We start from the raw sequence: 21,166 nt of genomic DNA on the forward strand, positions 1-21,166 counted from the left end.
GCCCGTAGCAGGTCAGGGCCGGTCGCCCTGGCCGTCGCTGTGCGGCACCCGCCCGGTCGGGATCACCCCGAGCCGGCCGGCCTGGAAGTCCTCGACCGCCTGGATCAGCTCGGCCCGGGTGTTCATCACGAACGGGCCGTAGTGCGCCACCGGCTCGCGGATCGGCTGGCCGCCCATCAGGTAGAGCTCCAGCGCCGGGGTGTTGGAGTCCTGCGTCCGGTCGGCGGTGATCCGCAACGCCTCACCGGGCCCGTGCACGGCGAGCTGGCCGAGGTGGATCGGCCGCCGGTCGGTGCCGACGGTGCCGCGGCCGGCCAGCACGTATACCAGCGCGTTGAAGTCGGACCGCCACGGCAGGCTCAGTTCGGCGCCGGGCTGCAACGTGACGTGCGCGATGGTGATCGGCGTGTGCGTCGACCCCGGACCCTGGTGCCCGGCGACCTCACCGGCGATGACCCGGATCAGGCCGCCGCCGTCGGGCGTGGTCAGCAACGCCGACTCCCGGCCGCGGATGTCCTGGTAGCGGGGCGCGCTCATCTTGGCGACGCTGGGCAGGTTGACCCAGAGCTGCAGGCCGTGGAACAGCCCGCCGCTCATCACCAGGTGCTCCGGCGGCGCCTCGATGTGGAGCAGGCCACTGCCTGCAGTCATCCACTGGGTGTCGCCGTCGGTGATGGTGCCGCCGCCACCAGTCGAGTCCTGGTGGTCCATGATCCCGTCGATCATGTAGGTCACCGTCTCGAAGCCGCGGTGCGGGTGCCAGGAGGTGCCCTTCGGCTCGCCCGGCGCGTAGTCGACTTCGCCCATCTGGTCGAGGTGGATGAACGGGTCCAGTTCGGTCATCGGCACGCCGGCGAAGGCCCGGCGGACCGGGAAGCCCTCGCCCTCGTACCCGCTGGGTGCGGTGGTGAACCGGCGGACCGAGCGGTATTCGGTGGCCTCGCCGAGCTTCGGCAGGCGGGGCAGGACGAGGACGTCGTCGACGGTGATCGCGGGCATCGCGGGGCTCCTTAGTTGTCGGCCGGGGTGGACGACGCGGTGCGGTCGGCGTGCAGGCGCCGGCCGAGCCGCTCGAAGACCCGGGTGAGGCAGGCGACCTCGGCGTCGTCGAGGTCGTCGATCAGGTGGGCGCGCACGGAGCGCAGGTGGTGCGGCGCGGCCTCGCGCAGGGCGAGCAGGCCGGCGGCGGTGAGCACGGCTTCGCTGCCGCGCCGGTCCGCCGGACACGCCTCCTTCGCCACCAGGCCGCGCTTCTGCATCGTGGTGATCTGGTAGGTCAGCCGGCTCGGCGAGAACACCAGCCGGTCGGCCAGGTCACCCATGCGTCTCCGCTGGCCGGGCGCCTCGGAGAGCAGCACCAGCACGTGGTAGTCGGCGAAGCTCAGGTCGCTGTCGGCGCGCAGGTCGTCCTCGAGCCGGGTGAACAGCCGCTGGCTCGACTCGATGTACGCGCGCCAGCAGGCCATCCGCTCGGCGTCCAGGCTCTCCGTCATGGCTCCGAGAGTAGCACTATTTAAAATTTAAACAAGCCCTCCTGCCGCAGGGGCCTATGCTCCGTCGTAGACCTCCTTCAAATCTGAAGAGATGACCCGGCTAGGGTCGGGGGATGGACGATCTCGACCTGCTCGACTGGCGGGAGCGGGTGGCCCGGCTCTACCTGTCCGACCTCGACCTGGCCGGGTTCCGGGCCGCGCGCGACGAGCTGTTCCGCACCCACCCCAGCAGCCCGGTGCCGCCCGCCGACCGGCCCGGCTTCACCGGACTGCGCTGGTACCCGCCCGACCCGTCGGCGGTGGTCGAGGCGCCGCTGCGCCAGGCCTCCGGCGAGCTGCGCATCGACACCGGCGGCCCGGACGGCGTGGTCGCGTACCGGCGGGTGGCGGTCGCCGAGACGCCGTGGGGACCGCTGACGCTCTGGTGGATCGAGGCGTACGGGGGCGGGCTGTTCCTGCCGCTGCGCGACGGCACCTGCGGCGACGGCTCGTACGGCGGGGGCCGTTACCTCACCGACACGGTCAAGGGGACCTTCGGCCGGGGCCTGACGGTGCTCCCCGGCGACCGGGTCCGGCTGGACGCCAACTACCTCTACAACCCCAGCTGCGCCTACGACGACAGGTGGGCCTGCCCGCTGGCCCCGCCGGAGAACCGGGTGGACGTGCCGCTGCGGGCCGGGGAGCGGGCGTACCACTGACGCGGCGAGGGAGGACCCCGGCGGGGCCCTCCCTCGATGTCGCGTACCGCCGGTCAGCGGGCGGTGGCGCCGGTCGGTGTCAGGTGCATCCGGCTGAGCAGCTGCTGAGCCTGACCGGCCATCTCCGCGTCCACAGTCACCGCGTACTGCGCGGCACGCAGTGAACTGGCCGACGTGAAGTCACGCTGCCCACCGCTCATGGCGTGCGCCACAGCGCCGAACACCGCACCCCAGATCGCGCCGATCACCAGCCCGACCAGGATCACCGCCAGCCAGTTGCCGGCGGTGAAGATGCCGAACAACAAGCCGATGAACAAGCCGAACCAGGCACCGGTACCGGCCCCGAGCAGGGCCGCCCGGCCCGTGGTGAGCCGTCCCATCACGGTCTCCACGAGCGTGAGGTCCGTACCGACGATCGAGGTACGTTCCACCGGGAACCGGTTGTCGGCCAGATAGTCCACCGCGCGCTGGGCGGACGGATAGTCCGGGTACGAGCCGATCGTGACGGTCGGTGCCCCGGCCTGCGGGCCGTGCCCGTCCCCGCTCGGCGGCGTCGGGCGACCGCCCGGGCCGGACGGGAGGTTGTCGCTGCCCGGCATTCCGGGTTGCCAGGCCGCGGTCGGAGTCGAGGGTCTGGTCATGAGCATCCTCCTTCGTCAACCCACCGCGTTCCCGGCGCCGGGCACCGGTAACGCGCCGGGCCGGACCGATGTGGCGAGGCATGCCGGTGCCCCGGGCCGGGTAGCCACACCCGTGCCGACCCGACACATCAGCGAGCACGGCTTCCTCGCCGACGGGCGCAGCGCGGCGCTGGTCGACCGCGACGGCTCGGTCAACTGGTGGTGCCCGCCCCGGTTCGACGCGCCGTCGGTGTTCGGGCGGCTGCTCGACTCCGACGCCGGGCACTGGAGCATCCGCCCCGAGGGCGCGGCCACCAGCACGCGGTCCTACCTGGACGACACGCTGGTGCTGCGTACCGTCTTCACCACGGCGACCGGCACGGTCGCCGTCACCGACGCGCTGGCGCTGGAGCACGGCGCGCGTGGTCACGACATCGGGATGCGCTCGCCGCGGGTGCTCGCCCGGCTGGTCGAGGGGCTCACCGGCGAGGTGCCGATGCGCGTCGAGTACGCGCCGCGCTTCGAGTACGGCCGGGTCGGCGCCTACCTCACCGAGCACGACGGGGTGGTGGCCGCCACCGCCGGCGCCTGCCGGCTGGAACTGCGCGCCGACGTCCCGCTGACAGTCGCCGAGGGGGCCGCCGCCGGACGGTTCACCGCCCGCGCCGGCAGCGTCCACCGCTTCACCCTCGGGTACGCCCCGACGTACGCCGGCGCCGCACCGGCGCTGCCGGACGCCGCCGAGGTGGTGGCCGGGACGGTCGCCGGCTGGCGGTCCTGGTCGGCGCTGCACGACTACCAGGGCGAGTACCGCGACGAGGTGCGGCGCAGCGCGCTCGCGGTACAGGGCATGACGTACGCGCCGAGCGGCGCCGTCGTCGCGGCGGCCACCACGTCGGTGCCGGAGAGGGTCGGCGGCGACCGAAACTACGACTACCGCTACGTGTGGCTGCGCGACTTCAGCCTCACGCTCCAAGCGCTGTGGCGGGCGGCCTGCCCGGACGAGGCGGACCGGCAGTTCACCTGGGTGGCGCGGGCGATGGGCCGGATCGGCGACGAGCCGGTGCCGATCATGTACGGCGTCGAGGGGGAGCGGGATCTCACCGAGCACGACCTCGACCACCTGGCCGGGTACGAGCACAGCCGCCCGGTGCTGGTCGGTAACGACGCCTGGCGGCAGCGGCAGAACGACGTGCTGGGCGAGGTGCTCGACGCCGCCTGGCTGATGCGGTACTACCTCGACCCGATGTCGCCGGAGGTCCGTGACCTGCTGCGGACGCTCGCCGACCAGGCCGAGCGCGGCTGGCACCGGCCCGACGCGGGGATGTGGGAGGGGCGTGGTCCGGAGCGGCACTACGTGTCGTCGAAGGTGGAGTGCTGGACCGCGCTGGACCGGGCGGTCCGGTTCGGCTCCCGCATCGGCGAGCCCGCCGACGTGGCACGCTGGGGCGCCGCGCGCGACCGGATCCGGGCGACGGTGCTCACCCGCGGCTGGAACGAGCGGGTCGGCGCGTACACCGGGGCGTTCGGCTCCGACGACCTGGACGCCTCGGTGCTGGTCATGCCGCTTGTCGGTTTCCTGCCGGCGAACGATCCGCGGATGCGCGCCACGATGGACGTGCTGGAGCGGCGGCTGTCCCGCGACGGGCTGCTGCGCCGCTGGGACGGCGACCCGGCCGGTTTCGTGATCTGCTCGTTCTGGCTGGCCGCCTGCCTGGCCGAGGCGGGGGAGCTGGACCGGGCCCGGCGGCTGTTCGAGCGGCTGGCCGCCCGCACCAACGACCTCGGCCTGTACGCCGAGCAGATCGACCAGGACACCGGCGAGCAGGTCGGCAACTTCCCGCAGGCGTACTCGCACATCGGCCTGATCATCGCCGCCGGCCGCATCACCGACGCCGCCGCCGCATCTTCGCGTCGATCATGAGGTTGACGGCGAAGTCGATCTCCCTGAGTGCCGCCAACTTCATGATCGACCCGGGGAAGCGGGGGTGGGGGAGGATGAGGGGGTGGAACTGGTCGTGATGGCTGACACGCATGTGCCCAAGCGGGCGCGGGATCTTCCGGGGGCGCTGTGGGGGGCCGTCGAGGCCGCGGATGTCGTGGTGCACGCGGGGGACTGGGTGGACGTGGCGCTGCTGGACGCGCTGGAGGAGCGGTCGCGCCGCCTGGTCGGCGTGTACGGCAACAACGACGGGCCGGAGTTGCGCGCCCGGCTGCCCGAGGTGGCCCGCGTCGAACTGGACGGCCTGCGCGTCGCAGTGGTGCACGAGACCGGCCCGAAGACCCGCCGCGAGGAGCGCTGCGCCGCCGCGTACGGCGACTGCGACCTGCTCGTCTTCGGACACTCGCACATCCCCTGGGACACCGTCGCCCCCGGTGGCCTGCGCCTGCTCAACCCCGGCTCACCCACCGACCGGCGGGCGCAGCCGTACGCCACCTACCTGACCGCGCGGGTGGCGGCGGGGCGGCTCGACCGGGTCGAACTGCACCGCCTGCCCCCGCGCTGACCTCAGCGGCCCCGGCCGGTCTCCGCCTGGAGCTCGTCGATCCGCCGGGACGCCTCGGCCTTGGTCAGGCCCTCCGGCACCGGCTCGCCCGCCTCCTGGGCCAGGGTGTGCAGGTACGACTCCTGGGCGGCGGTGGGCGGCTCGTCGCCGGTGACCCAGTCGTCCGGGTCCTTGACGGCGGCGTCCGGATTCACGTTCCTGCCGCTGGTGTTGGCGCGCTCGGCCATGCTGATCACCTCTCCTCGAACAGGTGTACCACTACCCCCGGCCCGGCGGGTTCATGCCGCCCGCCGCCTACGATCACCTGGTGACGGCGGAGCGGGCGGGCGTGGTGGTGGTCGGCGCGGGCATCGCCGGGGTGGCGTGCGCGACCGAGTTGGCGCGGGCCGGCATCCCGGTGCGGGTACGCGAACGGGCCCGGGTCACCGGCGGTCGGATGGCCAGCAAGCGCTTCGACGGCCGCCCGGCCGACCTGGGCGCCGCGTACTTCACCGTGGACGACGCGGACTTCGCCGCCGTGGTGGACCGGTGGCGGGACGCCGGGCTGGCGCGGGAGTGGACCGACACGCTCGTCGCGTACGGGCCGCGCGGACGCGAGCCGGTCACCGGCCCGATGCGCTGGGCCGCCCCGCGCGGACTGCGCTCGCTCGTCGAACACCTCGCCGCCGACCTGCCGGTGACGCACGACCGGCTGGTGATGACAGTCGATCCCGGCCCCCGGGTGGACGGCACCGCTGCCGAGGCCGTCGTGCTCGCCATGCCCGGCCCGCAGGCCGCGCTGCTGCTGGACCCGGCGCTGGCCGAGGCGACCCGGGCGGTCGCCGCGCAGCGCTGGTCGTCGGCGCTGACCGGGGTGCTGCACTTCCCGGCCCGCCGCTGGGCGGACTTCCGTGGCGCGTTCGTCAACGACCACCCCGTGCTCAGCCTGGTCTGCGACGACGGCGACCGGCGCGGCGACGGCGCGCCGGTGCTCGTCGCGCACACCACCGCCGGGTTCGCCGCCGGGCACCTGCTCCAGCCCACCGCCGCCCGCCCGGCCATCGAGCAGGCGGTCCGCGACCTGCTCGGACTCCCCGAGCCGGCGGTGTCGGGCCACGTGCACCGCTGGACGTACGCGTCCCCGGCCGCGCACGCCGGGAGCGCCACGTTCCACCTGGACGACGACGGCATCGGCCTGGCCGGTGACGCGTTCGGCCGCCCGCGCGTGCAGACCGCCTGGCGCTCCGGCCGGGACCTGGGCCGCGCGCTCGCCGCCCGGCTGGGCTGAGAACCCGGCCAAGGCCGGTCAGCCGGTGGCCCCCACCGGTTGCGCCGCCGACCCGGCCCGCGTGTCCTCGCCGGTGCGTTCGCCCTCCCGGTCCAGCAACTGCATGACCGGTGTCGCGGCGATCCCGTGCGCCACCACCGACACCACCACCACGAGACCGACAGTGGCCCAGACCAGATCCGCCTGCGGGAAGTCGGTCTTGCTGGTGGCGTACGCCAGGTAGTAGAACGAGCCGACGCCGCGGATGCCGAACAGCGAGATCACCCAGTGCTCGGCCGGTCTGCCCGGCGCACCGCGCAGCGACAGCCACCCGGCCAGCGGCCGGATCACCAGCACCAGGGCCAGCCCGGCCAGTGCCGCCGGCCAGGTCAGCGGCGCGAGCAGCCCGCCGATCACGGCCCCGCCGAACAGCAGCAGCAACAGCACCGTGAGCAGCCGCTCCACCTGCTCGGCGAAGTCGTGCAGCACTGAGTGGAACTCGTGCGTACGCTCGGCGGCCCGGATCGCGCGGGCAGCCACGAACACGGCCAGGAAGCCGTACCCGCCGATCACCTCGACCAGCCCGTACGCGAGGAACGTCGCGGCCAGCGCGAGGAAGCCCTCGGAGTGCTTGGCCAGCCGCAGCTTGCTCGGGGCGCGGAAGAACAGCTTGCCGAGCAGCCAGCCGACGAGCAGCCCGCCACCAACCCCGGCGGCGAGCTTGTAGAGCACGTCCACGGCGAACCACTCGGCGAGCCAGCCGGACGGCGCGAGCCCGGTGGTGGCGATCGCGATGGCCGCGTACACGAACGGGAAGGCGAGCCCGTCGTTCAGGCCCGCCTCCGAGGTGAGCGCGAAGCGCACCTCGTCCTCCGAGTCCTCCACATCGGTCGGTTCGCCCACCTGCACGTCGGAGGCGAGCACCGGGTCGGTGGGCGCGAGCGCCGCGCCGAGCAGCAGCGCCGCGGCCGGCACCAGACCGGCCCACCACCAGCCGAGCAGCGCCACCGCGGCGATGCACAGCGGCATGGCGATCGCCAGCAGCCGCCACGTCGACGACCAGCGGGCCCAGCTCAACGGGCGGTCGATCTTCAGGCCGGCGCCCATCAGCGCGACGATCACCCCGACCTCGGTGAGGTGGGTGGTCAGTTCCGGCCAGCGCAGCGGGTCAGGTGTGGGCAGACCGGTGGGCAGTACGAACACGAGCATGCCGAGCCCGAGGAACGCGATCGGCATCGACAGCGGCCGTCGCTCCAGGATCCGGGGCAGCACCCCGGCCAGCAGCGCACCGACGCCCAGCAGAGCGAACGCGACATCGACCGGTTCCACGACACCACCCTTCGGTCGCCCGTGGACCGGGCGGCGGAGTCCAGCAGTGCCCCGAAGCGGGCCCGGTTAAGCGTGCGCGTGCCCGTCGATCGGACGGGCCGGTCAGCCGAGCGTGGCGATGGCGCTGTCCGGCAGGGCGTCCAGCAGCGCCGCCGGGTCGTCGTAGACCGCCACCGCGCCCGCGCCGGCCAGCTCCGCCCGGCCGGTGCCACCGCAGGTCAGCCCGATGCAGGGGATGTCCAGCTTGCCGGCGGCGGCCACGTCCCAGACCGAGTCGCCGACGAACACCACCCGCTCGGCGGCCAGCCCCGACTGGTCCAGCGCGGCGACCAGGATGTCCGGCGCCGGCTTGCTCTCCTGCGCGTCGGCCGACGAGGTGACCGAGTCGATCACGTCGTCCGCGTCCAGCGCGGCCCGCAGCGCCGTCACCTCGTGCTCGGCGGCCGAGGTCGCCAGCACCACCCGCAGCCCGCGCTCCGCGCAGGCGCGCAGCAGTTCCCGCGCCCCGGGCAGCGGCGCCAGCCGCTCCCAGTACTCCGCGTACAGCGCGTCGTGCGCGTCGCGCAGCCGGCCGTCGGCGTCCCGGTCCCGCTCCGCGCCGAGCAGGTGGTCGAGCAGCTTGTCCGAGCCCATGCCGATGGACCTGTGGATCCGCGCCATCGGCACCCGGTGGTCGGCCTGGCGCAGCGCCTCCCACCAGCTCACCGTGTGCAGGTACGTCGTGTCGACCAGGGTGCCGTCCACGTCGAACAGGACACCGCGTCGCTTGTCGTCGGCCATGTCCGGCTCCTACCCGGCCGGGGCGTCGCCGACGCGCGGCTCACCCGCCGGAATGAGGATCTCGAACCACACAGTCGATCCGCGTACGGTCGGGTCGGTGCCCCACGCGTCGCTCAGCTCCTCGATCAGGCCGAGCCCGCGGCCCCGGCTGCTGAGCGTGTCGGTCTGCGCCCGGGTGACCTGACCCCGGGTGCCCGAGTCGGCCACCGACACCAGCAGCCGCTCCGCGGACAGGTCGACCTCGACCCGGGCGGCGGTGCCGGCGTGCAGCAGCGCGTTCGTGGTCAGCTCGCTGGTGCACAGCACCGCCGCGCCGATCACCGCCTCCGGCACCCGCCACTCGCCGAGCTGCGCGGTCATCCAGTGCCGGACCCGGCTCGGCGCGGTCGGCTCGGCCGGCACCTCCATGCTCGCCGACCGGCTGGGGCGCACCGCGTACTCGACGGCGAGCACCGCCACGTCGTCCTCGGTGGCGCCCGGCACCGACGCGGTCGCCACCGCGCACAGCGCGCGCGGATCGCCGCCGGCCGCCCCGGTCACCGCCGCGCCCAGCCCGGCCATCCCGGCGGCCAGGTCCTGCCAGCGCCGCTCCACCACGCCGTCGCTGTAGAGCAGCAGCGTGTCGCCGGGCCGGAACGGCACGGTGGTGGTACGCGCCCGCCCACCCAGACCCAGCGGAGGAGCGGGCGGCACGTCGACGAACTCGGCCACCGCCGCGCCGGGTCCGGCGCGCCGGATCAGCGGCGCGGGATGACCGGCGCTGGCCAGCGTGACCAGTTCCCGGTCCGCCTCGACCACGCCGAAGACCACTGTCACGAACAGCTCCTGGGTGCCGCCCTCGACGCCGAGGCTGGCGACCAGCCGGTCCAGCCCGTCGAGCACCGCGTCCGGCCGGGAGTCGACCAGGGCGAGCGCGCGCAGCGCGGCGCGTACCTGGCCCATCCGGGCGGCGGCCTGCACGTCGTGCCCGGCCACGTCGCCCAGCACCACACCGAGCGCGCCGGTGGGCAGCAGGAACGCGTCGTAGAAGTCGCCGCCCGCGGCGTTGCCGTCCACGCCCGGGTCGTAACGCGCGGCGATGCGCAGCCGGGGCAGGTCAGGCAGCCGCTCCGGCAGCATGCTGCGCTGCAACATCTGGGCGGTGCCGTGCTGGGTCTCGAAACGGCGGGCCCGCTCGGCGGCCTGGCCGACAAGCTCGGCGGACGCGGCCAGCAGCGCCCGTTCCGCCGGCGACCATGGCCGCGGCGTCCGGTAGCCCACTGTCAGCGAGCCCCGCACCACAGTCGTCCGCAGCGGCAGCGCCGCCAGCGCCCGGATCTTCTCGTCGTGCCGGTCCGCCGCGACGCCGCGCAGCGGCTGCCCGTCGGCGGTGAACGAGGCGACCCCGCTTCGCGCGGTCACCACCGCGGGCAGCGCCGACTCGGCGGACATCCGCCGCCACAGCGGGGGCAGCCGCTCGTCGGCCTCGTCGAGCAGCTCACCGCGGATGCGGCGGACCAGCCGCCACGCGCTGCCCTCGTCCACCGCGAACGACACCCGGTCGGCGTCGAAGGAGTGCAGGCAGTAGCGCAGCGCCACCCGCGCGACGTCGTCGAGCGTGAGCGTGCCGGCCAGCGCCGCCGCGAAGTCGCTCAGGCTCTGCAACTGCTGGGTCAGCTGGGTGGTCTGCGCCGAGACGGTGAGTACGCCGACGATGCGGCCGGCCGAGTCACGGACCGGGCCGTGGCCCCTGGTGAACACGGCCGGCTCGGCCGGGCCCTGCCGGTCGGCCGGCAGCACCGCCTCCCGCTGCAGGAACGGCTCACCGTGCCGGTAGACCCGCTCCAGCACCTCGCCGGCACCCGGGTCGCGCCACACCTCGGCGAACGCCTCGGCCGCCGGCCGCCCCAGCGCCTCCGGGTGCCGGTCGCCGATCAGCTCGGCGTACCCGTCGTTGTAGAAGACCACCAGGTCGTCGCCGAGGAGCAGGGCCATCGGCACCGGGGAGGCGAGCACCACGTCCGCGACGGCGCGGACCGCGGGGTCCCAGGTGTGCGGGGCACCCAGCGGCGTACCGGCCCACGGGTGGGCGGTCCCGGCCGCCTGCCCGCCGACGACGGGATCGGTGGGCGCTCCCGGTGCGGGAGCGGACGGCGTGGGAACCCGACCGACGGTGCCTGGCATGACCGCAGCCTAACCGGAGCGTGGCCGGGCGGTTCCGATCATGCGTCCGTGGCGGATACGGGTGCCGCCAGGCGCGGATGTTCGGGCAGGTCACGGCCGGTTCGGCGGGTCATGTCGGGAAATTGGCCCGGTCCGGCCCGGCGTGCTGCCCAGGTCACCGGGTATGCGGGCGGCGCAGTTCACGCGACAGGAGGGACATCATGCCGAAAACCCTCGCGGTCGGACAGGTCGACATCAGTGCGGCCTGGACCGACTTCTGGAGGTCGGTGCTGCTCTTCGTACCGCGGGCGATCGCGTTCATCGCGATCCTCGTCGTGGGTTGGCTCATCGCCCGAGCCGTCCTCAAAATCGTGGACGCGGCACTGGAACGGGTGGGCTTCGACCGCGCCGTCGAACGCGGCGGCGTCAAACGGGCCCTGGAACGCACCAAGTACGACGCCAGCGACATCCTGGCCAAACTGGCCTACTACGCGGTCCTGCTGTTCACCCTGCAGTTCGCCTTCGGGGTGTGGGGACCGAACGCGATCAGCGACCTGATCCGTGGGGTGGTGTCCTGGCTGCCGCGGGCCTTCGTGGCGATCGTGATCGTGGTGATCGCCGCCGCCATCGCCAACGCCGTCCGGGACCTGATCTCGGGTGCGCTCGGCGGGCTCTCGTACGGCCGGGTGCTGGCCGACGTGACGGCGATCTTCATCCTGGCGCTCGGCATCATCGCCGCGCTGAACCAGGTGGGCATCGCGACCACGGTGACCACGCCGGTGCTCGTGGCGTTCCTCGCCACCGTGGCCGGCATCCTGATCGTCGGTGTCGGTGGTGGTCTGATCAAGCCGATGCAGGACCGCTGGGACGGCTGGCTGCACCGGGCCGCCGAGGAGTCCCGGGCGATCCGGCAGCAGCGGCAGGCGCAGCAGGCCGGCCGCGGCGACTACGAGCGGCGGATGGCCGACCGGGGCGGGCAACCGACGCCGGCGGCGCCGCAGTCGTCCATGTCGGGCGCGGGCACGTACCGCTCCGGCGAGGCGGGCGACGAGACGCAGCAGTTCCGCCGGCCGAACGGCTGACGGCAACGGGTGACGGGGTGTCCGCGGGGTGATCGCGGGCACCCCGTAGCCGTGTCCGGGTCAGGCGAGGTGGCGCGGGTCCAGTCCACGGGTCAGCAGGCACACCGCGAGCAGGCGGGTGAGCGTCCAGTCGGGCGCGGACCAGTCGGGCTCGGCCGGCGGCGTCCAGCCGTGCTCGGCCGCCGCGTCGCGCAGCCCCTCGGCGTACCCGGCGAGCGCCGCCACGGTGAGCGGGCGGCGGTCGCCGTCGAGGGTGTCGCGTACCCCGGCGGCGTGCTGGTCGACCTCGGCGAGCAGCCCGGGGTTCGCGTGGGCCGCGGCGAGGCCGGCGGTGCCGACGGCGGCGATCAGCGAGGTGAGGGTCGTCCGCGCGGCCACGGCCGCGGAGCGGCGGGTCGCGACCCGGTTGTTCGGCACGCGCATGGTGTCCGAGGCTAACGCCGCCCGCCGGGGGCCGGCCTCGGCCGAGCGGGGGATGCCCGGGTCGTCCGGGGGAGCCGTCGTGTCGTCCGGCGGGATTGAGTCGCCCGTGCGGGGGCAGAAGTCCGCTACGCAGAGCACACGATCGGGGTCACGGAGGGACACGATGGGACAGCGGGCCGACGGACCGGACCGGGCACACCGGCGCCCGGAAGGAGTGAGTGACGCCACGGTCGAGGCGCTGGGCAAGCTCAGCGAGGCCCTGGAGTGTGTCGAGCGGGCCCGCGGCCACCTGTACGAGCTGCACCAGCTCATCGGGCACGCCGACCTGATGCTCGACGACGCGGTGGAGATGTTCCGCGCCGCCGGTCACCCGGCGCTCGCCGAGCGGATCGACAGGGAACTGCTCGGCCGCAACGTCATCGCCGGGCGGTGGACGTTCCAGATCGTCGAGGACTTCGACGACGGCTACTACGCGCTCTTCCGGGAGCTGGACCGGCAGGCCCGCGACGAGCTGGTCGAGGGCCGGCGGCACCTCTACGAGGCGGAGATGAAGGAGCGCCGCCGCAGCCGGGGGATGCCGGGGCACGAGGCGCGCCCCGGCACGCGCTGACTCAGTCGGAGGAGCGTGCTTCGGCCGGGCGGCGACGGGCACCGTCGTCGGCGATGATCACGGTCGCGACCATCAGCGCCACCACCAGGCTGAACAGCCAGGAGCTGTCCTCGGTGAACCGGGCGGAGACCGGAGCCTGGATCGCGGCGAGCAGGAAGCCCAGCCACGCGAGCTTGCGCTGACGGTTGGAGAGGAAACCGGAGCCCTGTTGCATCCCGAAAGTCTTGCGCGCATCAGGGGGAGTGCCGTCAGCCGTTCGGCCGATTCTAGATGGGCTGTCCGTTTTCCCGGCCGTCCGTACCGCACTTTCTGTCGTTTCGGCCGAGCATGAATCCGGCGGCCGCGGGCACCGGCACGGGGCGTCCGCAGCCGCCCGGGATCACCCGCCGTCCGGGCCGGTCCGCCCGATCGTCGACGGCCGGTAGGCCCGGTCCGCATCGGTCATCTCACGCCGCTCGGCCTCCGGGCCGGCGCCCCGGTCCACCGCCTCCGGGCCGTGGCCGAACGCGGCCTCCTCGCCGGCGTCGTTGGCGGTGACGTCGTCGCCCTGGCCGTCCGTGGCCGACCGGGCGATGGCCTGGTCCAGCTCGTGCAGGGGAGTGCGGTCCTCGTCGCGCCACACGTGGCGGTCGTTGTCGGTCATTCCCCTGCGGTACCCGGACCGGATGATCGCAAACGGCCGGACACGGCGATGGCCGCCGGCACCGCCGGCGGCCATCCAGACTCGGGTACGGGGGAGGTGGCTCAGGGGGTGGGGCGGTCGACGGCGCCGCGCCAGGCGCCGGTCTCCTGACCGCGCCGCTCGATGAACTGCTTGAACCGCTCCAGGTCGCCCTTGGCGCGCCGGTCGACCACGCCCAGCTTGTCGCCGGCCTGCTCGACCACGCCGTGCGGCTCGAACTCCATCTGCAGCGTGACCCGGGTGTGCCCCTCGTCGAGCCGGTGGAAGGTCACCACGCCCGCCTGCTGGGTGCCCCCGGTGGAGCGCCAGGCCACCCGCTCGTCCGGCAGCTGCTCGGTGATCTCGGCGTCGAACTCGCGCTTCACGCCCGCGATCTCGACGGTCCAGTGGGTCATCGTGTCGGAGACCTGCCGCACCTCCTGCACGCCGTCCATGAAGTGCGGGAACTCCTCGAACTGGGTCCACTGGTCGTACGCGGTCCGGATCGGGACGTCCACGTCCACGTGCTCGGTAACGCCACTCATGTCGGGGTTCCTCCTGTTCCGCCGGTGTGTGTCTCGTACGGGCCGTGGGCCGGCCCGCTCACCAGCGCGTCGTCTCGTTCCTGTGCCCGAGTGCGGCCCACACCTCGGAGATCGTCTGGTAGTGGGCGCCCGCGGGCAGGGTCTCCAGGGCGGCGACGATGTCCGTCGGCGCCTCGTTCTCCCGCGCGTTCGCCAGCAGCGCCTCCCGGTCACCGGGCAGGGCGGTCATCGTGATGAACCGCCCCAGACGGCTGCGCGCCTCGACGTCCTCGGAGCTCATGCCCTGCGGCGTGCCGCTGCGCAGCTCCCCGGCCGGCGCGGTGGTGGCCTCCGGCTGGTCCTCGCCGGCCGGCTCCGGGATCCGGAACTCCTCGGCCCGCGAACCGCCGGTGCCGGCGCTCTGGACGAGACCGCTGACCTCGCTGCTCATCTGGTCGTCGACCCTGGGCGAGTGCTTGCTGCTGCCACGTTCCATGCCTTGGGAGATGCCCCGGGGGACCGCCGGTAAACCGGCGCCGCCCGGGAGAGCCGGTCATCCGGGCGGCAACCGGTCGGCCGTCTTCTCCCCGTCCGTCTTCTCGTCGTCGGCCGGGGCACGGGGCGGCAGCACCGGGTCGTCCGGCTCCTCGACCCCGGCCTGCATCGCCCGCCCGCGTTGCAGCTCGGCGTTCACCTGAACGCCGAGCATCAACGCGCAGTTGGACAGGTAGAGCCACACCAGGAACGCGATGACCGCGCCGAGACTGCCGTACGTGACGTCGTACGAGCCGAAGTTCGCCACGTACAGGCCGAAGCCGAAGGACGCGAGCACCCAGGCCACGAGTGCCAGCGCGCCGCCCGGGGTGAGCCAGCGGAACCGCGGCTGGCGGACGTTCGGCGCGATCCAGAACAGCAGCGACAGCAGCGTCATCGCGACCACGGCGAGCAGCGGCCACTTCGCCACCGACCAGGTGGTGCGGGCCACCGCCCCGGCGTGCAGCAGGTCACCCACCGCGTCGGTGACCGGGCCGCTGACGATCAGCCCGGTGGCCACCACCGCGAGCAGCACGATCGTCACCGCGGCCATGCCGATCTGCAACGGGCGCAGCCGGTAGAACGGCCGGCCCTCCCGCACCCCGTAGATCGCGTTGGAGGCGCGGGTGAACGCGCCGATGAACCCGGACGCGGACCAGAGCGCACCGAGCAGACCGAAGCTGAGCAGCACCTTCGCCGAGCCCTGCTGCTCGACCACGTTGCGCACCACACCCACGAACGCGTCGTTGCCGACCACCGAGCCGGCGCCGATCTCCCGGGCCAGGTCGATCACGGTGTCGACGGTGCGCGGGCCGTCGGAGACCAGACCGACCAGCGCCACCACCACGATCGTGGACGGGAACAGGGCCAGCACGCCGTAGTAGGTGAGCGCCGCGGCCCAGTCGGCGCAGTTGTCGGTGACGAAACCCTTGCCGCTGCGCACCAGCACACCGCGCCAGGTGCGCCAGTTGAGCTGGCGGATCCGGCGGGGGAAGCGGGACCGCGTCCGGCCGCCGACCGTCTGTGGTGTCGTCACGGTCATGTCCGCCTCCTCCAGGCCCCGCCGTCGGGCGTGGCCGGGCGGTACCCCCGGCGGGAAATCGACAAACCGGGTGCCGGTTTGCCCGCCGGGCGGGCGGGAACCACACCAGACAGCCGATCGAGACTCCAGGAGGACGAGATGCCCGGGCGCGAGGTACTGCCCAGCACGCTGCGGCGCTCGCCGGCGAAGGCGCAGCGGACCTGGGAGAAGACGCACGACTCGGCAGTCGAGACGTACGGCGAGGGGGAGCGGGCGCACCGCACCGCCTTCGCCGCGGTCAAACACGAGTTCGAGAAGGTGGGCGACCACTGGGAGCCCAAGGGCCGCAAGGGGCCCAGCGACAAGCAGGCCGAAGGCGGCGGCCCGGCGCGGCGCGCGCCGACGGCCGGTGGGGTGGACGCCAACGCCAGCAAGGATCACCTCATGGAGGTGGCGAAGAAACTGGACGTGCGCGGCCGGTCCCGGATGACCAAGCCGGAACTGGTCGAGGCGATCGAGAAGGCGAACAACAACGCGACCCGCAAGGCCCGCGGGGGTCGCTGACCCCTGGGGGTACGCGTCGAGCCCGGGACCGCCTCGGTCCCGGGCTCGTGTCGTGCCGTCTCACCAGTGGCCGCCGCCCGGCGCCTCCAGGTGCACCGCCTTCACGGTGCTGAACTCGTCCAGCAGTTCCGGGCCGTACCCGAAGCCCTGGCCGCTGCCCCGGCGCGGCTGGGCCGCGCCGCCGGGCGCCCCGCCGAACACCGAATTGATCTTCACGGTGCCGACCGGCAGTTCCCGCCAGGCGCGCTGGGCGTGGCTCATCGAGCCGGTCAGCACGGTGGCGGCCAGGCCGTACGGGGAGTCGGCCGCGCAGCGCAGTCCCTCGCTGAACGAGTCGACCACCACCACCGGGGCGACCGGCCCGAACGTCTCCTCACGAACCAGCGCCATGTCGTGCCGGCAGCCCTCGATCACCGTCGCCGGGTAGAACGCGCCCGGCCCGTCCGGCAGCACGCCGCCGGCGCGTACCCGGGCGCCGTCGGCGAGCGCGGCGGTGACCTGCCCGTGCACGTGGTCCCGGTGCCGCCGGTCCACCAGCGGCGCGAGCTGCGTGCCCGGGTCACGGCCGGGGCCCACGGTGAGCGCCTCGGCGCGCGCCACGAGCGCGTCCAGGAAGCCTTCGGCGACGTCGCGGTGCGCGTAGATCCGTTCCACCGCCACGCAGATCTGACCGGCGTTGGCGAAGCACCCGAGCGCCGCCTGGTCGGCCGCCCAGACCGGGTCGACGTCCGCGTCCACCACGAGCGGGTCGCTGCCACCGTTCTCCAGCAGCACCTTCGCCCCGGTACGCGCGCCCGCGGCGGCGATCGCCCGGCCGGTGGCAGTGGAGCCGACGTGGGCGATCACGTCCAGTTCCTGCCCGGCCAGCGCGGCGCCCACCTCGCCACCGCCGGTGAGAAGCGACAGCACCCCGGCCGGCAGCGCCGAGTCCAGCGCGCGGGCCAGCAGCCAGCCGGTGGCGGGGGTCCGCTCGCTCGGCTTGTAGACCACCACGTTGCCGGTGACCAGCGCGGCGCCGAGCAGGCCGCAGGACACCGCCACCGGGTCGTTCCACGGGGTGATCGCGGCGACCACGCCGCGCGGCTCGGGGGCCATGAAGTCCAGCGCGTCGTGCGCGCCGTGCAGCGTCCGGCCGCCCCGGACGGGGGCCAGTTCGGCGTACTGTCGGAGGGTGCCGACGCCCGCCGCCACCCCGCCGCGCGCGTCGTCGAGCGGCTTGCCCATCTCCGCCGTGGTCGCCTCGGCCAGCTCGCCGGCCGCCGCCTCGACCGCGTCCGCCGCCCGGTGCAGCGCCGCGGCCCGTTCCGCCGGTGCGGTCGCCGCCCACTCCGCCGCCACGCCCCGGGCCGCCTCCACCGCCTTGGCCACCTCGTCGGCCGTCGCGACGGGCGTCCGCGTCACCGGCGACCCGTCCGCCGGATCGTGGACGACCAGCTCGCCGCCCTCGCCGCCGGCGCCCCACACCCCACCAATGAGCTGCGCAACCGTGTACATGCGGCCGTGCTTGCCCCGGCCTGGGCGGGACAAACGCGTTTCGCCCGGTGACCGGCCGGGTAGCCGGATCCGATGACCTCCACCGCAGACGCCGTCGTCATCGGGGCCGGGCACAACGGGCTGGTGGCCGCGAACCTGCTGGTGGACGCCGGCTGGGACGTCGAGGTCCTGGAGGCCACCGAGGCGCCCGGCGGAGCCGTGCGCTCCGCGTACGTGACCGCGCCCGGTTACCTCAGCGACCTCTACAGCTCCTTCTACCCGCTCGGCTACGCCTCCCCGGTGCTCGACGGGCTGGACCTGGAACGGCACGGCCTGTCCTGGACGCACGCGCCGGACGTGCTGGCGCACCTGCTCCCGGACGGCCGCGCCGCAGTGGTCAACCGCGACCTGGACACCACCGCCGCCTCGCTGGAGGCGTTCGCCCCCGGCGACGGGGAGCGCTGGCGGCACGCGTACGCCGACTGGTGCCAGGTGGCCGACCCGATGCTGCAGACCATCACCACCCCGTTCCCACCGGTACGCGGCGGGCTGGGCCTGCTGCGGCAACTCCGGGTCGGCGGCGCGCTCCGCCTGGCCCGCCGCCTCGTGCTGCCGGTCCGCAAGCTCGGCGCGGAACTGTTCGAGGGCGAGGGCGGCACGGTGCTGCTGGCCGGCTGCGCCCTGCACACCGACCTGTCCCCGGAGGACGCCGGCTCCGGGGTGTACGGCTGGCTGCTCGCCATGCTCGGCCAGCAGGTGGGCTGGCCGGTACCGGTGGGCGGCGCCCAGAAGATCACCGACACGCTCGTCGCGCGGCTGGTCGAGCGGGGCGGGCGGATCACGTACGGCGCCCGGGTCGAGCGGGTGCTCACCGCCCGGGGCCGGGCGATGGGCGTCCGCACCGCCGGTGGCACCGACTGGCGGGCCCGGCGCGCGGTGCTCGCCGACGTGCCCGCCCCGGCGCTCTTCCTCGACCTGGTCGGCGCGGCGGCGCTGCCGCCCCGGATGGTGGAGGACCTGGCGCACTTCAGGTGGGACGGCTCCACGCTCAAGGTCGACTGGGCGCTGTCCGCGCCGGTGCCGTGGAAGAACCGCGACCTGGCCGGCGCCGGCACCGTGCACCTGGGCGCCGACCTCGACGGGCTCACCACGTACGCGGCCGAGCTGGCCCGCGGCGAGCTGCCACGGGATCCGTTCCTGCTGGTGGGGCAGATGTCGGTGGCCGACCCGAGCCATTCACCGCCCGGCACCGAGTCGCTCTGGTCCTACACCCACCTGCCGTTCCGCCGCGACTGGCGGGCCGAGGAGGTGGCGGGGCACGTGGAGCGGATGGAGGAGGTGCTGGAGGCGGCGGCACCCGGGTTCCGGTCGTCGATCGTCGGGCGGCACGTGGCCGGCCCGGCCGACCTGGAGGACGCCGAGCCGAGCCTGGTCGGGGGAGCGCTGGGCGGGGGCACCGCCGCGGCGTACCAGCAGCTGTTCCTGCGGCCGATCCCCGGCCTGGGCCGCGCCGACACCCCGGTCGACCGGCTCTACCTGGCCAGCGCCTCCGCCCACCCGGGCGGTGGCGTGCACGGCGCGCCGGGGGCGAACGCGGCACGCGCCGCGCTCGCACGCGACCGGGCGGTCACCGGCGAGGTGTACGCCCGCACGATCGCCGCCGCCCACCGCACCATCTACCGCTGACCCGCCCGCGCCCCCACCGGCTGCCCCGCCCACGGGCCGAGCGATCCCGGAAAACGAGATCGGCAGCCCGCATCCTGGGAGTCGCGGTAGATCTTGGTAAGAAAGTGCCCCTATGGGGGCCGTTTCCCACCAAGATCTGCGGGCTTCCCGGGACGAGGCGTGACCGCACCGCCGCCTTTGCTCTGCAGCCGCATACGCATCGGTCACGCACCGTGTCCGCAGCCGGGCGCCCGGCGAAACGGTGCTCCGGAAGGCGCCCCTGCTCAGGGCGGTGCTGCGCCGATGGCTGCAGAGCAAAGGGGCCGACGAGGGAATGTGGCCGGACGACCGCGCCCTCACGCGCGGTGACAATGACGCAGCGTGAGGGCGCGGTGGAGGTGCGGGAGAGCGGGTCAGGAGTCGAGGTTGCGGTGCCGGCTGCGCAGCTTGAACGGCATCAGCGCGCTCTCGATCTTCGTGGCGGTGGTCATCTTCGAGTCGCCGTCGCGGCGCTCCTCGAAGCGGATCGGCACCTCGAGGATCGTGTGGCCCAGCTTGGTGGCGAGATAGTGCATCTCCACCTGGAAGCTGTAGCCGTTCGACTGGACCCGGTCCAGCCCGATCGCGCGCAGCGCGTCCGCCCGCCAGATCTTGAAGCCGGCGGTCAGGTCGCGGATGCGGACCCGCAGCAGCGTGTGCACGTACAGGTTCGCCCAGCCGCTGAGCGCGCGCCGGTACAGCGGCCAGTTCTCGTCCAGCTCACCGCCGGGCACGTAACGGGAGCCGATGACCACCGAAGCCTGGGTGGACAGCAGCGCGCCGAGCATGCCGGGCAGCGCCTCCGGCGGGTGCGACAGGTCGGCGTCCATCTGCGCGACGAAGTCCGCACCGTCGTCGAGCGCCCGGCCGATGCCGTCCACGTACGCCCGGCCGAGGCCCTCCTTGCCCGGGCGGTGCACCACCATCACCCGGTCCGGGTGCTCGATGGCCAGCTTGTCGGCGACCTCGCCGGTTCCGTCCGGGGAGTTGTCGTCGGCGACCAGCACCTTCAGCCCCGGCAGCGGCAGCGCGAGGAGGCGCTCGACCAGCACCGGGAGGTTGCCCGCCTCGTTGTAGGTCGGAACGACGACGGTCAGGCGCGCATCCCCCCACGGGGAGGGTAACTGCACGGGTTCGATCATCACGGACATCCTCGGTCAGCCGACAGGTTCACCTGAGAGGGTAGCCAGTCCCTCGCACGGCGGCCGCACAGACGCCCCGCCGGCGATCGATCACCGCTCCGGCTTCTGCCGCGTCGCGATGTCGGACAGCCGGGCAAGCGTCTCCCGGTTACGAAGATGCAGCACCAGGTCGTTGAGCTTGGTCCGGATCCACCGCAACGGCCCGGCGGCGAAGTCCTCGCCGAGCGTCACCCGGGTCCTGCCGTCGTCGAGCGGCTCCAGCACGAACGCCACGACCGCCTCCCCGGCCGGCCACAGCCCGGCGCGCAGGACCAGGCGGTGCGGCGCCTGGCACTCCAGCACCGTCGACTTGTCCTGGAGCGAGAACGGCCACGGCCCGGCCCGGTGATGCAGCTGGCTGCCGACGCGCGGCCACGTGTCGTCCACGTCCCGCACGTGCGCGGTGCCCACCACCCAGTCGCTGTACGTCCACCCGTCAGCGAGCACCTCGAAGACCTGCTCCGGGGGCGCGTCGATCACCTTCTCCACAACCGCCATCACCGAGCGGTACCCCCGCGCGGGCGGTCGCTAACGGCGATCCGGGTTAGCTTCTCCGGGGCGGCGGGTATCGCCG

The 21,166-nt window shown here is 73.9% G+C and carries 24 protein-coding genes; 8 read left to right on the forward strand and 16 right to left on the reverse strand.

The window, feature by feature from the left end:
• Positions 1-12: 12 nt before the first annotated feature.
• Positions 13-999 carry a pirin family protein gene (locus OC439_RS04360; RefSeq protein WP_262012310.1) on the reverse strand — a complete coding sequence of 329 codons (987 nt, stop codon included), beginning with the start codon at positions 997-999 and terminating at the stop codon, positions 13-15.
• 11 nt (positions 1,000-1,010) lie between these two features.
• Positions 1,011-1,493, reverse strand: a complete 483-nt coding sequence (locus OC439_RS04365) for a MarR family winged helix-turn-helix transcriptional regulator (RefSeq protein ID WP_262012311.1) — start codon at positions 1,491-1,493, stop codon at positions 1,011-1,013.
• A 113-nt stretch (positions 1,494-1,606) separates the two neighbouring features.
• Here OC439_RS04365 and OC439_RS04370 point away from each other — a divergent pair, with 113 nt between their 5' ends.
• On the forward strand, positions 1,607-2,191 hold the full coding sequence (locus OC439_RS04370; RefSeq protein WP_135239317.1) for a DUF1684 domain-containing protein: 585 nt from the start codon (positions 1,607-1,609) through the stop codon (positions 2,189-2,191).
• A 53-nt stretch (positions 2,192-2,244) separates the two neighbouring features.
• On the opposite strand, the gene OC439_RS04375 is transcribed toward OC439_RS04370, so the two are convergent.
• A complete protein-coding gene (locus OC439_RS04375) occupies positions 2,245-2,832 on the reverse strand; it encodes a general stress protein (RefSeq protein ID WP_262012312.1) in 588 nt (195 codons plus the stop codon).
• A gap of 112 nt (positions 2,833-2,944) precedes the next feature.
• Here OC439_RS04375 and OC439_RS04380 point away from each other — a divergent pair, with 112 nt between their 5' ends.
• Positions 2,945-4,735: a glycoside hydrolase family 15 protein gene (locus OC439_RS04380; RefSeq protein ID WP_262012313.1), complete on the forward strand. Its 1,791-nt coding sequence runs from the start codon at positions 2,945-2,947 to the stop codon at positions 4,733-4,735.
• Between the two features lie 82 nt (positions 4,736-4,817).
• Positions 4,818-5,318, forward strand: coding sequence for a metallophosphoesterase family protein (locus tag OC439_RS04385; protein WP_262012314.1), 501 nt, complete (start codon positions 4,818-4,820; stop codon positions 5,316-5,318).
• Positions 5,319-5,320: 2 nt separating this feature from the next.
• On the opposite strand, the gene OC439_RS04390 is transcribed toward OC439_RS04385, so the two are convergent.
• Complete coding sequence (locus tag OC439_RS04390) at positions 5,321-5,545, reverse strand: DUF3072 domain-containing protein (RefSeq protein WP_135239321.1); 225 nt, start codon at positions 5,543-5,545, stop codon at positions 5,321-5,323.
• A gap of 101 nt (positions 5,546-5,646) precedes the next feature.
• On the opposite strand from OC439_RS04390, the gene OC439_RS04395 reads away from it, so the two are divergent.
• On the forward strand, positions 5,647-6,585 hold the full coding sequence (locus tag OC439_RS04395) for an NAD(P)/FAD-dependent oxidoreductase (protein WP_262012416.1): 939 nt from the start codon (positions 5,647-5,649) through the stop codon (positions 6,583-6,585).
• 18 nt (positions 6,586-6,603) lie between these two features.
• On the opposite strand, the gene OC439_RS04400 is transcribed toward OC439_RS04395, so the two are convergent.
• The 3 genes from OC439_RS04400 to OC439_RS04410 form a co-directional block, all read right to left on the reverse strand.
• Positions 6,604-7,893 (reverse strand): cation:proton antiporter, encoded by a 1,290-nt coding sequence (locus OC439_RS04400; RefSeq protein ID WP_262012315.1) that lies wholly within the window; start codon positions 7,891-7,893, stop codon positions 6,604-6,606.
• 102 nt (positions 7,894-7,995) lie between these two features.
• Positions 7,996-8,673 carry an HAD family hydrolase gene (locus tag OC439_RS04405; RefSeq protein WP_262012316.1) on the reverse strand — a complete coding sequence of 226 codons (678 nt, stop codon included), beginning with the start codon at positions 8,671-8,673 and terminating at the stop codon, positions 7,996-7,998.
• Between the two features lie 9 nt (positions 8,674-8,682).
• The gene (locus OC439_RS04410) at positions 8,683-10,836 is read right to left on the reverse strand and encodes a SpoIIE family protein phosphatase (RefSeq protein WP_262012317.1); all 2,154 of its coding nucleotides are present in this window, start codon (positions 10,834-10,836) and stop codon (positions 8,683-8,685) included.
• Between the two features lie 200 nt (positions 10,837-11,036).
• Here OC439_RS04410 and OC439_RS04415 point away from each other — a divergent pair, with 200 nt between their 5' ends.
• A complete protein-coding gene (locus tag OC439_RS04415; protein ID WP_262012318.1) occupies positions 11,037-11,897 on the forward strand; it encodes a mechanosensitive ion channel family protein in 861 nt (286 codons plus the stop codon).
• Between the two features lie 60 nt (positions 11,898-11,957).
• On the opposite strand, the gene OC439_RS04420 is transcribed toward OC439_RS04415, so the two are convergent.
• Positions 11,958-12,320: a DUF6401 family natural product biosynthesis protein gene (locus OC439_RS04420; protein ID WP_262012319.1), complete on the reverse strand. Its 363-nt coding sequence runs from the start codon at positions 12,318-12,320 to the stop codon at positions 11,958-11,960.
• A 163-nt stretch (positions 12,321-12,483) separates the two neighbouring features.
• Here OC439_RS04420 and OC439_RS04425 point away from each other — a divergent pair, with 163 nt between their 5' ends.
• The gene (locus tag OC439_RS04425; protein ID WP_013285386.1) at positions 12,484-12,930 is read left to right on the forward strand and encodes a hypothetical protein; all 447 of its coding nucleotides are present in this window, start codon (positions 12,484-12,486) and stop codon (positions 12,928-12,930) included.
• Position 12,931: 1 nt separating this feature from the next.
• Here OC439_RS04425 and OC439_RS04430 read toward each other — a convergent pair whose 3' ends face one another.
• The 5 genes from OC439_RS04430 to OC439_RS04450 form a co-directional block, all read right to left on the reverse strand.
• Positions 12,932-13,144, reverse strand: coding sequence for a hypothetical protein (locus OC439_RS04430; RefSeq protein ID WP_018784964.1), 213 nt, complete (start codon positions 13,142-13,144; stop codon positions 12,932-12,934).
• A gap of 165 nt (positions 13,145-13,309) precedes the next feature.
• Positions 13,310-13,573, reverse strand: a complete 264-nt coding sequence (locus tag OC439_RS04435; protein WP_262012320.1) for a hypothetical protein — start codon at positions 13,571-13,573, stop codon at positions 13,310-13,312.
• 101 nt (positions 13,574-13,674) lie between these two features.
• Positions 13,675-14,136 carry an SRPBCC family protein gene (locus OC439_RS04440; protein WP_262012321.1) on the reverse strand — a complete coding sequence of 154 codons (462 nt, stop codon included), beginning with the start codon at positions 14,134-14,136 and terminating at the stop codon, positions 13,675-13,677.
• 58 nt (positions 14,137-14,194) lie between these two features.
• Positions 14,195-14,611 carry a DUF2795 domain-containing protein gene (locus OC439_RS04445; RefSeq protein WP_194800999.1) on the reverse strand — a complete coding sequence of 139 codons (417 nt, stop codon included), beginning with the start codon at positions 14,609-14,611 and terminating at the stop codon, positions 14,195-14,197.
• Positions 14,612-14,668: 57 nt separating this feature from the next.
• Positions 14,669-15,691, reverse strand: a complete 1,023-nt coding sequence (locus tag OC439_RS04450) for a YihY/virulence factor BrkB family protein (protein ID WP_262012322.1) — start codon at positions 15,689-15,691, stop codon at positions 14,669-14,671.
• Between the two features lie 138 nt (positions 15,692-15,829).
• Here OC439_RS04450 and OC439_RS04455 point away from each other — a divergent pair, with 138 nt between their 5' ends.
• Positions 15,830-16,234, forward strand: coding sequence for a ChaB family protein (locus OC439_RS04455; protein WP_262012323.1), 405 nt, complete (start codon positions 15,830-15,832; stop codon positions 16,232-16,234).
• A gap of 60 nt (positions 16,235-16,294) precedes the next feature.
• On the opposite strand, the gene OC439_RS04460 is transcribed toward OC439_RS04455, so the two are convergent.
• Positions 16,295-17,728, reverse strand: a complete 1,434-nt coding sequence (locus tag OC439_RS04460) for an aldehyde dehydrogenase family protein (protein ID WP_262012324.1) — start codon at positions 17,726-17,728, stop codon at positions 16,295-16,297.
• 72 nt (positions 17,729-17,800) lie between these two features.
• Between OC439_RS04460 and OC439_RS04465 the strand changes: the two genes are divergently transcribed.
• Positions 17,801-19,393, forward strand: coding sequence for a phytoene desaturase family protein (locus OC439_RS04465; protein ID WP_262012325.1), 1,593 nt, complete (start codon positions 17,801-17,803; stop codon positions 19,391-19,393).
• Positions 19,394-19,785: 392 nt separating this feature from the next.
• Here the strand turns inward: OC439_RS04465 and OC439_RS04470 are convergent, their stop codons facing one another.
• Both OC439_RS04470 and OC439_RS04475 read right to left on the reverse strand, forming a co-directional pair.
• The gene (locus tag OC439_RS04470) at positions 19,786-20,553 is read right to left on the reverse strand and encodes a polyprenol monophosphomannose synthase (protein ID WP_194801004.1); all 768 of its coding nucleotides are present in this window, start codon (positions 20,551-20,553) and stop codon (positions 19,786-19,788) included.
• A gap of 90 nt (positions 20,554-20,643) precedes the next feature.
• Positions 20,644-21,090 carry an SRPBCC family protein gene (locus OC439_RS04475; protein WP_262012326.1) on the reverse strand — a complete coding sequence of 149 codons (447 nt, stop codon included), beginning with the start codon at positions 21,088-21,090 and terminating at the stop codon, positions 20,644-20,646.
• Positions 21,091-21,166: the final 76 nt, after the last annotated feature.

This window comes from Micromonospora sp. Mcm103 (genome assembly GCF_024519755.1).
Taxonomy (GTDB): domain Bacteria; phylum Actinomycetota; class Actinomycetes; order Mycobacteriales; family Micromonosporaceae; genus Micromonospora; species Micromonospora aurantiaca.